This is a genomic window from Vibrio penaeicida (assembly GCF_030689305.1).
Lineage (GTDB): Bacteria > Pseudomonadota > Gammaproteobacteria > Enterobacterales > Vibrionaceae > Vibrio > Vibrio penaeicida_B.
On the sequence record NZ_JAUYVM010000002.1, the window covers coordinates 476,360 to 490,429 of the forward strand.

Annotated in this window: 9 protein-coding genes; 5 read left to right on the forward strand and 4 right to left on the reverse strand. The window is 42.1% G+C overall.

Annotated features, from left to right (window positions below; all coding sequences use genetic code 11):
• Positions 1-11 precede the first annotated feature (11 nt).
• The 3 genes from sbcB to Q8W40_RS05265 form a co-directional block, all read right to left on the reverse strand.
• Complete coding sequence (gene sbcB, locus Q8W40_RS05255; RefSeq protein WP_305396185.1) at positions 12-1,439, reverse strand: exodeoxyribonuclease I; 1,428 nt, start codon at positions 1,437-1,439, stop codon at positions 12-14.
• A gap of 553 nt (positions 1,440-1,992) precedes the next feature.
• Positions 1,993-4,185 carry a S8 family peptidase gene (locus Q8W40_RS05260; protein ID WP_305396186.1) on the reverse strand — a complete coding sequence of 731 codons (2,193 nt, stop codon included), beginning with the start codon at positions 4,183-4,185 and terminating at the stop codon, positions 1,993-1,995.
• On the reverse strand, positions 4,186-5,307 hold the full coding sequence (locus Q8W40_RS05265) for an AAA family ATPase (protein ID WP_305396187.1): 1,122 nt from the start codon (positions 5,305-5,307) through the stop codon (positions 4,186-4,188).
• A gap of 782 nt (positions 5,308-6,089) precedes the next feature.
• On the opposite strand from Q8W40_RS05265, the gene Q8W40_RS05270 reads away from it, so the two are divergent.
• From Q8W40_RS05270 to Q8W40_RS05290, 5 genes are all read left to right on the forward strand, one after another.
• Entirely contained in the window at positions 6,090-6,803 is a 714-nt protein-coding gene (locus Q8W40_RS05270) for a TetR/AcrR family transcriptional regulator (RefSeq protein ID WP_305396188.1), read from the forward strand.
• Between the two features lie 4 nt (positions 6,804-6,807).
• The gene (locus tag Q8W40_RS05275) at positions 6,808-8,082 is read left to right on the forward strand and encodes an ABC1 kinase family protein (protein WP_305396189.1); all 1,275 of its coding nucleotides are present in this window, start codon (positions 6,808-6,810) and stop codon (positions 8,080-8,082) included.
• A gap of 12 nt (positions 8,083-8,094) precedes the next feature.
• On the forward strand, positions 8,095-8,469 hold the full coding sequence (locus tag Q8W40_RS05280; RefSeq protein WP_104399849.1) for a hypothetical protein: 375 nt from the start codon (positions 8,095-8,097) through the stop codon (positions 8,467-8,469).
• Between the two features lie 153 nt (positions 8,470-8,622).
• Positions 8,623-10,758 (forward strand): di-heme-cytochrome C peroxidase, encoded by a 2,136-nt coding sequence (locus Q8W40_RS05285; RefSeq protein ID WP_305396190.1) that lies wholly within the window; start codon positions 8,623-8,625, stop codon positions 10,756-10,758.
• Complete coding sequence (locus tag Q8W40_RS05290) at positions 10,759-11,979, forward strand: catalase family protein (protein ID WP_305396191.1); 1,221 nt, start codon at positions 10,759-10,761, stop codon at positions 11,977-11,979.
• Positions 11,980-12,093: 114 nt separating this feature from the next.
• Here the strand turns inward: Q8W40_RS05290 and Q8W40_RS05295 are convergent, their stop codons facing one another.
• Entirely contained in the window at positions 12,094-13,857 is a 1,764-nt protein-coding gene (locus Q8W40_RS05295; RefSeq protein WP_305396192.1) for a sensor domain-containing diguanylate cyclase, read from the reverse strand.
• Positions 13,858-14,070: the final 213 nt, after the last annotated feature.

The window sequence follows — 14,070 nt, forward strand, 5'->3', positions numbered from 1 at the left end:
ACAAACGAACCTTATGAGACCAGTTTTTCTACGTATTGATATACGGATTTTAACAGCGATACCTTTCTTTCATCACCATCATGTTCGTGAACTAAGTTTTCAAGGTTCTGCATGTAGTCGGGCAAATTACTTTCGAAGTAATCTCGACAATGCGCAGCCCATTTAGCTTGCTCTGATTCGTCGAGCGTCCATGGGTAGTGCCTTGCACGATAACGGAACAGAAGTGGCGCAATGCGTTCATCTTTAACATTGATTTCCATCCCCGCTAATTGCTCTGGGGCTTTTTCTCGAATGATGTCCATGGTGGCTTTGTCTGCCGGAGAAAAGAACCCATTATAAAGCTGAGTATCCACGTTTGGATCGACATCGTACTCGTCTTTGTTTTGGTATAGCTCGATAAGCTTTTCTCTAATTTCTGGGTGTTGCTTAATGAGTGCCAAATTTTTCAAGCACTGTTCTCTGTCGATTCCGATAAATTGGGCATTTTCTGCCGTTAACGTTTTCGCCGGTGCGAGAACAGGGCATTTATTTAGGTGAACAAGTTTAACGGGAGCAGGCAATTGTCCTTCTTCCAGTTGATCTCGGCGTGTGTATAGCCTTGTTCTTAACTCATCGGAACTGAGTTCAATAAGTGGGGTAGGATCCATTGCAAGGTTAACCATTGCCACGGCGTTTTGATTGGTTGGGTGCCAAGCCAAAGGAACAACCCAAGAGGTATACGCGCATTCCGCCCCAAACATGCCAGAAACATGCATTAGCGGTGTCATGTTGACGATATCGACCAACTCATTGAGTTTTCGTTTATGGCGCATACTAAAGAGATAATCAAACAGCTTAGGCTGCGCTTCTTTAACTTTTCTCGCCATTTCAATGGTTGCGATAACATCTGCCATCGCATCGTGGGCATTTTCGTGTTCTATCCCGTTTTCGACAGACAAATGCTCCAGTTTAAAGCTGGTGTGCCCATCTTCTTCGCGTTTTGGCCAATTGACGCCTTCAGGTCTTAGGGCATGGCAAGCACGCATCACATCGAGCAAATCCCAACGAGAGTTACCATTTTGCCAACTCCATGCGTAAGGGTCGAAGAAATTCCGGTAAAGAGTGTACCTAGAAACTTCATCATCAAATCGAATGCTGTTGTAGCCAAGGCTCGTTGTGTTTGGAGTAGAGAGCTCATCATGAATTTTTCGAATAAATTCAGGTTCAGGAAGCCCTTTAGACACTGCCGTTTGTGGAGTGATACCAGTAATAAGCGCCGCTTCTGGAGAGGGGAGGTAATCAGAGGGCGGTTGGCAATAAATAACCAAAGGCTCGCCAATGATATTTAAATCCATATCCGTTCTTACGCCTGCAAATTGACTTGGTCGATCTTTGGCTGGACTGGTTCCCCAGGTTTCGTAATCGAAGAAAAACAGAGAGGGCTGATTATCTTGAGGCATTAATGGTTCCGATTTGTTGTTGCTTACGCATTGTATTTCTTTCTGTATTAGACCATTGCAAAGCGGGCTGGTAAACCAGAACCGCATAATTAGCGCATTTTCACCCTGCGATTTGGATTCATGGTTAAGAAGAAGGGGCCTTCAATCCAATATCCGGTTAAAGAAGAAACAAAATGGAATGGAAAGACAAAGAAAAGCCCGCATGAAGCGGGCTAGAGTGAATGTCATTCTTGTCTCAATAAGCGACTTGCTCGGTGACAACGTATTGAGCGAATGGCCATAACCTCAACGGTGAAAATATCACAATCCTGCCAGTGCATGGGTAGAAGAAAGCAATTGAAGTTGCTGATTAGTAATTGCGTTATGCCATTTTCGTTTGGGCATTACAAAGCACCCGTGTTCTTGTGAGTTACTTTAAGGGATAAGAGAGTAAGGCGGCTTTCTCCGCCGCCTGTAGATGACTTAAAAAATTCCTTGAAAACTTAAACATTGCTAGGCGGTTCGTTCAGTTTAGGGAGCAACTTCTAGCTTTGAAAAGTGAAAGTAGGAATGATTACACTTCGATTCGCTGATCGATAATTAGGTCGGAAACGTTCCAGTTGTACGCGTCCATAAGATTGACCATTTCATTATATACAGGCTGCTCTTTATCGATATCTCTAATCGTTAATAAGATAGTGAAGGGCACTTGCACACCTTCTGCTTCATAGCCGTCACGCCCTAAGATTTTTACACGTAGACGCCAATTTTCTATATCAATCCCTCTGGGGAAACGCTTTTGGTAGACTTTGACCGGAGACCATTTATCCCCATTTTTTACTAAGTCCTCTTCGTAGAGGTGAGCATCTTTTTTAGGAGGGACTTTTGAGGTAAAACCGCCATCTTCTCCAACTTCTCCAAAACCTACTTTTAATTCTACCTGGCAGTACTCAAACGCCTGGTTTGCATCAAGGTCTGGTTGATAAACCAAAGTAATGAAAAATTCGCCTCTAACTTTGCCCTCTTCAGTTCTTAGGCATTCAGGGATGGGGAATGGGAGTTTTTCAACTTCAAAACTTTTTTGAGCATGCCCCTCAAATGCTAGAGTCGCCTCGTAGTCGTTAACATCAAGTATCGACGAAAGATCACTAGGAATCCCCCAGCCATAGTATGGTCGGTGCTCGTCTTTAAAGTTAGAAGGTAACCCCATATTCGCATTGTGAATAATCAGCGCTTTCACTAGATTCGGGGTGGCTTTTTCGCCGAGCTTCTGAAATAGATTAGCTGCGATATTTGATATAATTGGGGTGGCGTAGCTAGTGCCAATATCGTTTCGTTTTAGACCATTAGGACAAACAGAGTTTACACCTAGTGGTATAGCGGTACCACCAATGTTTAGCAAGTTACCACCAAAATGCACTACGTCCGGCTTTTGTACGTAGTTAGATACAGGTCCTTTTCTTGAAAAGGGAGAAGGGTCTTTGCTTTTTACATGTCCATCTACATGAGCAAGAGAGCCCACAGTTAGACCTCTTAATGAATCACCTGGGCTTGAGATACCGTCGTTGAGTTTTTCTGAAGGAGGCCACCCTCTCATTTTTTCCGTGTAGTTACCAGCAGCAATAACACAAAGACAATTGTATTTTTCTTGGAACTCGTCGAGCATTAGTGCCATTACAGATATTTCATGCATCGAAACAGCTTCAGGTGAACCTAATGATAGGTTCCAAACTTTTATTTCTGGGTAGGAATCAGCAGCTTCATACATTGTATTTACAATATCGTAAATATCACCAATATTGTTTCCAAGTACTTCTATACTTACTATTTTTGATTGGCATTTAGGGAAGCGAGGGTCTTGATTATACAAATGCGAATTTGAAAGCATCCCGCTTACAAATGTGCCATGGTTCAAATCCCGAAAAGTATCAGGAACCTTTCTTTTTTGTGCTACAAGCCAATGAGATAAAGGCTTGCAATGTAAACTCACACCGCTATCTACAACACCAACAATCGGGTATTCAATAAGTGGGTCTGGTGGAGATATTTCTGCTTGAACTGTGTCTATTCCATCACTATTCATTGGCTGAATAGTGATACCATTCGAAATAACAGCACTTTGGATTATCGTTAATTTTGGAGCATTAGCTACTAGATCTCCCGTATTAGAGCTAACTTTGTACAAACGAACTGTCTGAGAGCGATGTTTTTGCCACTTACAGCCTAGCTCATCTAGGATTTTCTCAAACCTTTCGTCAATCCTTTGATTAAGTGACATATCGGCATATTGGAATAAACGGACAATCATCGCAGTGTCTGTTTCGTGTGGTTGTACTAAAGAGGCTTCGTAATTGGAAATTGACTTTACAGCCGATAGCGCTTTAATGCCGCCCTTAGTTTTAGTTTGACGAATTTTATTTACTAGATGTTTCAAACCATCGCTGCTAACTTGAATTAACATTCTCCCGTATCCGGCGTCTCCAAAAAACGGACAAGTTTGCTCATTAAATATGTCGGTTGGGCGGTGTGACTTAGCTGTTGCATTGTCTTCCAATTCAACTACTGCAGTACACACATCTAATCCAATACCATTTTTGCCGGATAGCAACTTAGTTTTTACATCCTCTAAGGATTCGATGAGGCTACATCTAAACTTGTCGGTAACACTTTTAAGAGGTTCGTTGCTTCCTCCTGGATTTACCGTTGGACGAACGTAATCCTCCATTGAGAACTCAACGTGTTTTATAGGATTATAGGCCTTGCTCATTTATTTTGGTTCCTTCAATAACCTACTGACGTAACTAGGGGATATATCCCATAATTTTGATAAAAGCTTACCTGTGTATAGCTCGGTATTTAGCTCTTTTAGTTTATGAATACCATCGTATCTTGAATCGTCACCTTGGAAGCTTAGCCAAGGGTGCATAACTAGTAATAATTCTTTAAGAAGTCCAATATATGTTGGTTTGAGATCATTGATAACTGCAAATCTGAGATACTCATACGTTGCCATTTCGATTTCAGCACCTGTCATTCCTCTTGAAGCGACTACGCAAATCTCCATATCCTCATCAACAAAATCGAACTTAGAAACTAATGATGAAAGTAAGCTCCTTCGTTCTCTTTCTTTGGGTGGCAATAGTTCTAGTTTGTAGTGAAACCTTCTTCCAATTGCTGGATCTAATAGATGTACGTGATTTGTTGCAGATACTAAAATTGTATCTCCTAAGTTATCAATGTTTTGAAGCAAACTTACAACAACTCTTTTTAGTTCACCTATCTCATTTTTATCGTCTCTAGCTTTTGCTATTGCATCAAACTCATCAAGGAATAAAACGCATGGCTCGCTTTGAGCATACTCCAAAAGCGAACGAATGTTTTTTGAGGTAGATCCCAAGTAAGAGGATATCAACGCATCTGCTCTGGCAGTTATTAGAGGTAGTTCAAGCTTTGCAGCTAGGTAATTAGCTAATTTGCTTTTTCCCGTTCCGGGTTCACCATGCAGTAGAAGCGAAGGGTTAATGGGAATGCCAAGCTTATGTAGTTGTTCTTTTTTTAATAAGTAGCTTAGAAAAGCGTCTACGGTACTTTCGTTATCATCTGATAAAAAAACAATAGAGTCTTCAACTGTAGGATAAGTTTTGTCTGCCAACGAAAACCGATTGTCTTTCTCTACTGGAATTGGACGAGACAAACTTAACGTGCTGTTAGCACTTTTTATTGCACTTGTGCCAGTAGCGTTTAGTTGTTCTCTTAGTCCTTTTACCGCTAAAACTTCACCGTCGGTACTAAGTTTTTCAATAAGCTGTTGTGTATAAGCAGAAACGAGTGACTTATCGCTTTTGAGCGCACCACTAACAATGTGAGTGATTTCTGTGTAGTACTTCATGATTGACTATAAGTTATGTTTTATGAACAAATTATGGTACATGATGAACTAAAAGTGATGTTAAGTTAACTTTTTTCCTAAATTTCTTACGAAAGATATTGTGGGTACTATAACTCTTGTGACCCGGTTCTAGATATTGAAGACAGGAAGTATAAATTCTACTAACACTGTATTTATAAACAGCCTTACGTGAGGCGCTTTTCATTTTTATATCGCCAAAGTATTTTTGAAGGTTACCCTAATACGCAACTTAGATTGTGCTCGTAAGTGTGATGAATTTTCTTCTAGTAGAAAATAGTACTTTAACGTTTCCCATTTGCGTCCAAATAAGTTTGTGGTGATATTTTTAATTAACATTAGTGAGTTTTTGCAATTTGCAAACCATCCCAAAAAAACAATGCGGCCGGTAAACCAGAACTGAATAATTAGAGTGTTTGCAGCTTTCGATTTGGATTCGCGATAAAGAACAAGAAACGGAATAGGGGAGATAAAGAAAAGCCCGCATAAAGCGGGCTAGAGCAAAGGGCTCTGAGTCTCAATTAGGGATGAATACAGTTTGTGACTAATTCAAACTGTTTGGTGATGGTGTGAATTGTTGCATAGGGATAAATGTCTAATGTCATCATTATGTTAGGTCTTAAAATCAAATGTTTATGAGTTGTAAATTCAAACAGGTGTCATTTTCTTTTTTAAGTCACAAACAATAAATTGAAAACACTATAGACAAAATCACTTATTGATCATATTTTATCCATAGTGTTTTCGGTTTTGTGGTGATTATGATGAAAATGAAAGAAAAGAAAGCTGAGGTGAGAAGAAAGATCATCAACGCAGCGGTAGAGCTAATGTCGGACGATGGCTTTAAAAATGTGTCGATGCGTAAAATTGCAAAGGCGGCGGAAGTGGGTGATGCCACTATCTACAATTACTTCCCCAATAAAGAAAAAATCCTATATGGGTACTTTGAATGCATCGTGGAAGACACGATAGAAGAATTGAATCAAACCCCCGATTTTCATGAGTACAAGCTAAACGAAAAAGTTCAGCTATTTCTTGAAACCCATTTAAGCCTACTGCTATCTAATCGCGAGTTTGTGGAAGAAGCATTTGAGCTGGCGTTTCTTTCTCCGTTAGCCAAATTTGGTGCCATGTCCCCAGTTAAAAATCAAATTTCAGAAACATTTGAAGGGTATCTGCATACTGCTTATGAAAATGAGGAATTGGTTCCCCAGCCTGGTAGCAGCTTTCTTTCATCTTTATTTTGGGACTACTACGTAGGTGTTCTTGTCTATTGGCTTAAAGACGACTCCGAGGAGTTTACTCAAACCACACAGTTGATTGATTTGAGCCTCGCGCTTGCGATGTCTGTTCTAGAGAGTGGCGTGATGAGTAAAGCGAGCGACATGGTTTCGTTCCTATTCCGACACCACTTATTCTCTGGGTTTGATTATTTAACCAAAGCGATGAATACCGTTCGCACCATTAAGCGGAGGTAACCACATGACAGATATTCCAACAGGAAAATTGAGCCGTAGCTCCGTTGTCGTCGAAGCCGCTGTGAAAGCAGGAGCCAAAAAGCTCACCCAGAAAGCCAAGAAATTTGCGGGGTTAGCATCGGCTAGGTCTAGTGAAAACGTAGAGATAGTCGATGAAGAAGTCGCGAAGATACTGTTTGGTGCGTTAACGAAATTACGCGGTACTGGATTGAAAGTAGCGCAAATGCTTTGTATGAATCAGGTCTATATTCCTGAATCGATAAGAAAGGAGCTTTCCAAAGCCTGTTATCAAGTGCCGGGTATCAACAGAGCCTTGGTGAGAAAGGTGATTAAGGACCAATTTGGTGACTATCCGGAAAAGATCTTCTCCAGCTTTTCGACCGCTCCATTTGCCGCTGCTAGCCTTGGGCAAGTGCACCTTGCTTCGGATAAAGAGGGGAACCAGCTTGCGGTAAAAATACAGTACCCCGGGATTGATGAAACGATCCGCTCTGATATGGCTACGCTCAAACACCTTATTAAACTTCTGCCTAAGGAATACGATTTTCGTGAGCTTCTACCTCATATTGAAGCGAGTTTGCTTGAAGAGGTCGACTATTTACATGAATTGGAACAAACACAGGCTTTTTCAACCGACGGCATTGAAGGTGTAGAAACCGCGAAGCCAGTTGATCATTTGTGTACATCCAAAGTGTTTACCACCCATTATGTTGAAGGCATTCATTTAGATAAGTGGTTGGAATCCGAACCCTCTAAAGCGGATAGGGACGTTGTATGCCAAAAACTGACGGATTTGTTTATCAATAGTTTAAAGAACGGGCAACGTTTTCATGCCGATCCGAACATTGGCAATTTCCTCATCTCGAAAGATCTCACCGTACACGTGATCGATTTTGGCAGCACCTACCCAATAGAAAGGGAAGTCGCAGATAACTTTCTTCTTTTACTCAAAGCTTACCGTGATAAAGACATCGCCATGGTGAAAACGCTAGGCGCTCATTTTTATGTTCAGCATGCATGCCCTACAGAACTGGATGCGTTTAATGCGTTATTCCCAGATTTTGTTAACTGGAAATCTAAAATTTTCTCGGAGCAAGGGTTCGATTTTGCTGAACATGATCACTATATGGAACAAGGTTTCGAGATCGCATACAAAGCGCATCACAATGAAAAAATGCCGTTCAACCCTCGGGCGGACGTGTTGTTTTATGAGCGAGTTTTGTATGGCTACCTACAAATTTGCCAAGTGGCACAAGCAAAGGTTCGGTTTAGTCTTTAGAAGGGAAAGAATATGAATATTGCAAATTACTGGTGGTTAGGGGCGGGAGTCATGGCTATTTTTTGCGCTTTCGTACATTTAATAGCAGGGCATTACGATCCAGTGCGTCCATTTCTACTAACAGACATGAAAACCAGTGTTAAAAGTACAATGTATGCGTGTTGGCACATGGTGACGATTGTGCTCTTTTCATCCGGAGTCTGGTTAATTTTCTCGGCGTACAAGCCCAACATGGATATTGGCGTTATGTTTATTTCCGTTCAATACATTTTGTTTGCGCTTCTTTTTCTCTGGGTGGCGTGGCGTTTACATTTGCCTAACCTTCTATTTTCTCTTCCTCAATGGATTCTTCTTTTACCAGTGGGTGTTTTGGGATTGATTGGCTAGGGAGGTAAAGGGGTGAGCTAAATGTGTAAATACTAGGCATTAAAAGGCATAAAGCGATAGTGAGATCTCCTTTTGGCGCTAAATTACTGCGTGTTTTGTTAATGTTTATTAACATTGTTGTTTCAGGCAATTTATCAATGTCAGGAAAACAATGTGCAATTAGAAAAAACAGTTCAGTGGCTTATTCTGCCGTTTAAATGGCTTTTTAAAGCGCTACTAACAGCACTAAAGGCGATGTTCCGAGTTGTGTTAAGGCTCTTACTAAAAGTATACAAGTGGGGGCTGGGGGTTATAAAGGCGTTATGGAACCTCTGGCTTTCCATTGGCCCTAAATGGGTTAGAGTTTCGATATTTTCAATCTTCGTTTTGGCTGTTATCTATTTTCAGGTTAAAGCGTATTTAGCACCTAACTTGACGGTGGAGACCGTGAATGAAGTTCATTATTTGAACAAAGGGTGGACTGAAAATGATAGAGAAACCTATTATTTTACTCCTCAAGGAACGGAACTTCTTGGCTTAGAATACAGTTGGTTAGTGAACCTCGAAATGCCTTTATCGAGAGGGATGCTAGCAAGTACCGATAACATGAGAGGTTGGGGGTTTATCGTGGACCCTGGTCAGCAGCCCAGCGTCATGAACCCCGGAAATTTACCCATCGGTTTCGGGAGGCACATCGATCCAAAAACGCAGCGTGAAAAACTGGACATTACGTGTGCGGCTTGCCACACCGGTGAGTTGCATTACCAAGGAAAGGCGCTCCGTGTCGATGGTGGACAAGCACTTCACAGCATTTCAAATGTAAAACAGGGTGAGTTTATCTTGTCTTTGGGCGCTTCTGCCTTTCTTACTTATGCCGACCCTTTTAAGTTTAATCGCTTTGCCGACCGCGTTGTTGGGGAAGATATGGATAAGCGTATGAAGCTAAGAAAGGAGCTAAAAGCCTTTCTCGTAAAAGGATATGGTTTTGCTAAAACAGCAGGTAACCCTAAGTTCTATCCCGTTGAAGAAGGTCGAGGAAGAACAGACGCGGTAGGCCGAATCGGGAATGTAGTGTTTGGCTACGACCTAGATGAACCCAGCAACCTACGAATCGCAGATGCCCCTGTAAGTTATCCTTTTCTCTGGGATATGTGGCGATTTGATTGGGTGCAATACACGGGATTTACCAACCAGCCGATGGCTCGAAATATTGGCGAGAGTTTGGGGGTTTTAGCGCCAATCAAATTGGTTAATGATAATGGTGAACTCCTTACATCGGACGAGTTTGGCGAAACGGTCATTGATTTGCCGGGAATGCATTGTATTGAAGGCAAATTGAGAACGCTAGAACCGCCTAGATGGCCTGAAGAGATCCTCGGCGATATCGATATTGCTATGGCGACACAAGGAAAGAACTTATTTCGCGAACGCTGCGAGTTTTGCCATGGTCCTCATCGTTCAGAATCGTATCAGTGGCCGGTAGCATCTCATGAAGGAGCGAACCCAGCTCACCAAAATGATGTGAACTGGCAATGGGACATGGATGGCGATATTACCTATGAAGCGGGTAGAGCGATCCGTCAGGACTGGCGTGAGGTGGTGTGGGCGTTACCGTGGATTGATACCAAAATCATCGGGACAGACGCAACAGCGGCGAATAACTACATGGATCACAAATACGATGCGAGTAAAATTATTCCTGACTCTGCTCCTGTCAATGCGGGAGATGGCTTACAGATTTTACTGAATAGATTGATTCCGAAACTGTACCAAGACGACCATATTGATAAGTCTCTGATCCCCGAGTACGACGGCTTAAACATCCCTTTCCGAATAGCAAATAAGCGAGCCTATAAATCGAGACCGCTTCATGGTGTTTGGGCAACGCCTCCATTCCTACATAATGGTTCGGTTCCTTCTATTTATCACTTACTTTCTCCGCAAAGTGAACGACCTAAAACTTTCTATGTTGGAAATCGAGAGTACGACCCTATTCACCTAGGTTACGTGACAGATATCAAGCAAGGTGCCTTCTTACACGACACAAAAATCGATGGTAATGGCAATAAGGGGCACTTGTTTACCGATGCAGATGTTACTGGTCGGATAGGCACATTACTGAGCGTTAAAGAAAGAATGGAACTGCTTGAGTACTTAAAGGTGCTGGGAAATCCGGATTATGATCTGGCGTTAGAGGGCGATCCTCAACATTGGAATCAGTATGTAGAAGCGCCTTATTTCGAGTCTGAACAAAGAGCCTGTGAAGCGCGATTCGAATCGGCTAAAAGCCATCCCTTGGAGGTGCACTAAATGGCTAAATTAACGTCAATTTACTTAGGTGTGGCAGCGGCTTTGGTTTCTTATTCCTCTATTTCGATGGATGAAATGTCTACTGAAATGGGAATGTCGCAACCTGAACTCGATGCGGTGCAATCCTCAATCATAAGTGCGCGCGAAATTTCGCGCCGTGCAGAAGAGTATAACGGAAGGCCGTACAGGCGAGATGCTCACGCGAAAGCGACGGGGTGTGTGCGAGCCACATTTACTGTGAACCCCGATATTCCAGAAAGATTCCAGCAAAGCTTGTTTAGCAAGGTAGGGCACGAGTACCCAAGCTGGATCCGTTTTTCTAACGGTGACATGCTCGTTCAGGCTGATAAAAAGGGCGATGCTCGCGGCATGGCAATCAAAGTCATGAATGTTGAAGGGGACCCAATAGCCCCCGAGTTGGGACATTCTGGGAATCAAGATTTTATCATGACCAACGTCCCTGCTTTTTTTAACCGCAATATTTTTGATTACGCAGAGGACATGCTCTTTTTAGCGAAGTTTGAGCGCACGAAGTGGTTTATCAGTATCTTTCCCCCTAGGTTTCATCCCAAACAGTTTTACCGCGCTGTTCAAACCGTGACTACGGTAATTAACACCCCGTTAGACGCTCAGTATTTCTCTATGCTTCCTTACCAACTGGGAAGTAATGCGATCAAGTTTTCTACAAGACCGTGTAAAGGAATGGAGTTTCCATCAAAGGTGGATAAATCGCCTGAAAACTATTTAAACACCCAACTCCAAAATCAACTTTTAAATGGAGACGCGTGCTTTGAATTCATGGTGCAAGAGAAGCTTACTGGCCATTACATGCCGATTGATGATGCGACGGTAATTTGGTCTGAGAAGGCATCTCCCTTTATCCCAATTGCGACGGTTTATATTCCGCCTCAGTTGATAAACAGCCCTGAGCAATCTGAATTTTGTGAAAACGTTTCTATGAATCCTTGGAGAGCCGTGGGTGAGTGGGAGCCCCTTGGAAGTTTAAATAAAGCACGAAGATTGGTTTACAAAGCGGTTTCTGACTACCGTCATATGATGAACAAGGCTTCCGTACCAGAACCCACATCGTGGTGCTTAAAAGAAAATCAAACCGAGAAATGTAAAATGGAAAGAATCATATCGTCTACGCCAAACTGGTCTTGGAAGCGAGATTTTGACTACCTCGCCAAGCCACTGGATGGAAATAAAGATTTCTATTAGAGAGATGAATAATTCAATCTGAGGTTAAAAAAATAGCCCCTACGCATTTGATATGTGTAGGGGCTTGGACATTTGTAGAGGTTTGATCGCTGAGTAAGGTTAGATTAACAGACTCTAATCAACGACGACTTTATTCCTTCCTGAGTATTTCGCTCTGTATAGCGCCTTATCTGCATTTGTAATCAGTTGATCGATGTGTTTTTCGTTATCCAAAACAGAGATACCGACGCTGGTGGTAAAGCGAACTTGTCTTTCACCGTTGTCTATGGATATGTTTTCAATCGTACTACGCAGAAACTCTGAAATATCCATCGCCATCATTTGATCGCCATGGAATACCATGCAAAATTCTTCGCCGCCCAATCGACCAAAAATGGCGTTGTCGGGAATATTGCCTGAAATTGTGCTGGCAAAAAGCTTGAGTGCTTTATCTCCGGTAGAGTGACCAAAGCGATCGTTGATTTCTTTGAAGTGGTCCAAATCAAACATGACAACTGCCAAAGGTTTCGTTTCTAACATGCTTCGGTCAAATGACTCTTCTGCGAGTTTCATAAAGCTACGACGGTTACTAATACCTGTAAGAGGGTCGGTTCTTGCTTCAATTTCCGCTCTTTGCTTTTCTTGCTCTAATGCTTGTGTGCGTTCAGAAACCAGCATTTCAAGCTCATATTTAGCTCGCTCCAACTGACGACGATATAAGGTTTCAGCGTTGTCTTTTCGTTTACGAAGTTGTAGCAAGCGAATTCCCATCGCTATTAGGATTACTCCCATCTCACTGAAAGAGGCAATCACTGGCCAATAATACGTCGCGAAGTTATGCTCTACGTAACCTAAATCCCTCATCGCTTGCGCAAAAAGCCCTGCAACTAAAATACCCCATGCAACGGTGTAGATGGCAGAGACTAAAGACCCTTGGATCCAGCGAATAATGCCGGCAACAGCCATAAAAGGGTAGAGCAGTAATGCGATAGTAATAAGGACTACGGAGTAGGTTGTTTCCCTAAACAGTGCTGCTAAAGCCAGTAGGAATGCATTCAAAATCATAAAACGAAGCACCCAATCCAGCTTTGGGGTTTTATCTTTCGTTTGGAGCATTGAACGGACAAAGATAATGCCAGTCATAATTGAAATTGCGCCACCTAACGACATCAAGCTCCAATGAAAATTGTCTTGCAAGATGAACATGTGGGTGAAGCCCAGAATGGTTGGCCAAGTGAATATTTTGGCGATGGCATAGACACCGTACGCAATGTAAACCCTGTCGCCAGAGGCACCACCAACAACAAATGACGTTAATGCCATAAGAAGTAGGCTACCAATACCAACCGAAATAAGTGCAATTTCAACCGCTTGACTATAGTTTAGGTTATCTGAAGACCAGATGCGCATGTCTGGGAAAACATACCCTTGACCATCAGATCCGTACCGGAAAATATATTGATATGTTTGGTTAGGTTCCAAAGTAACAGGAACGACAAACCTCAGATGCGGAACTAATCTTTCAGAGAATGAGTTACCTAAAAATTGGTTTGCAATCATAGAATAATGATTACTGGAAACAGAGCGTTGGTAAGCTTCTAAGTAGATGAGTTGGTGGTCAATATATTCCAAATTGAGAGTGATTTTTTCATCACTTGTATTGGTCAGCGCAAAAATACTCCAAAAGGCACCTGGCTGCAAACCAGTAGACCCCTTAGTACTTAGCGGCTTGAACTCTTGATTCTCAAAAGATTGAATAGCGTCTTTAATGTCCGCTTTGCCCGAAGCATCGTGCCAAAGAAGGTATCGCCCGGTAAGGCGTTTGCCATTTTCTTCCCCTGTCACTTCGATGGGGAATACAGATGCGGATGCACCAGCTGAAAGTAATAATTGCAACATAGCTATTGCGAAGATGCTTAAAAAGCGCACTAACATCCTTGGTTTTATATTTGTCATTGAAATGCAATAGCACGTAAACAAGTGCTTTCCTCGTTCCATAATTCGCTTAGAAAAACAACACAACAGTATTGATATTTATTGTACTACGTTATGTTGCTAAATTTTATTGATATTTATAATAATATTGAATTATCTAGAAAGTCATAAAAATTA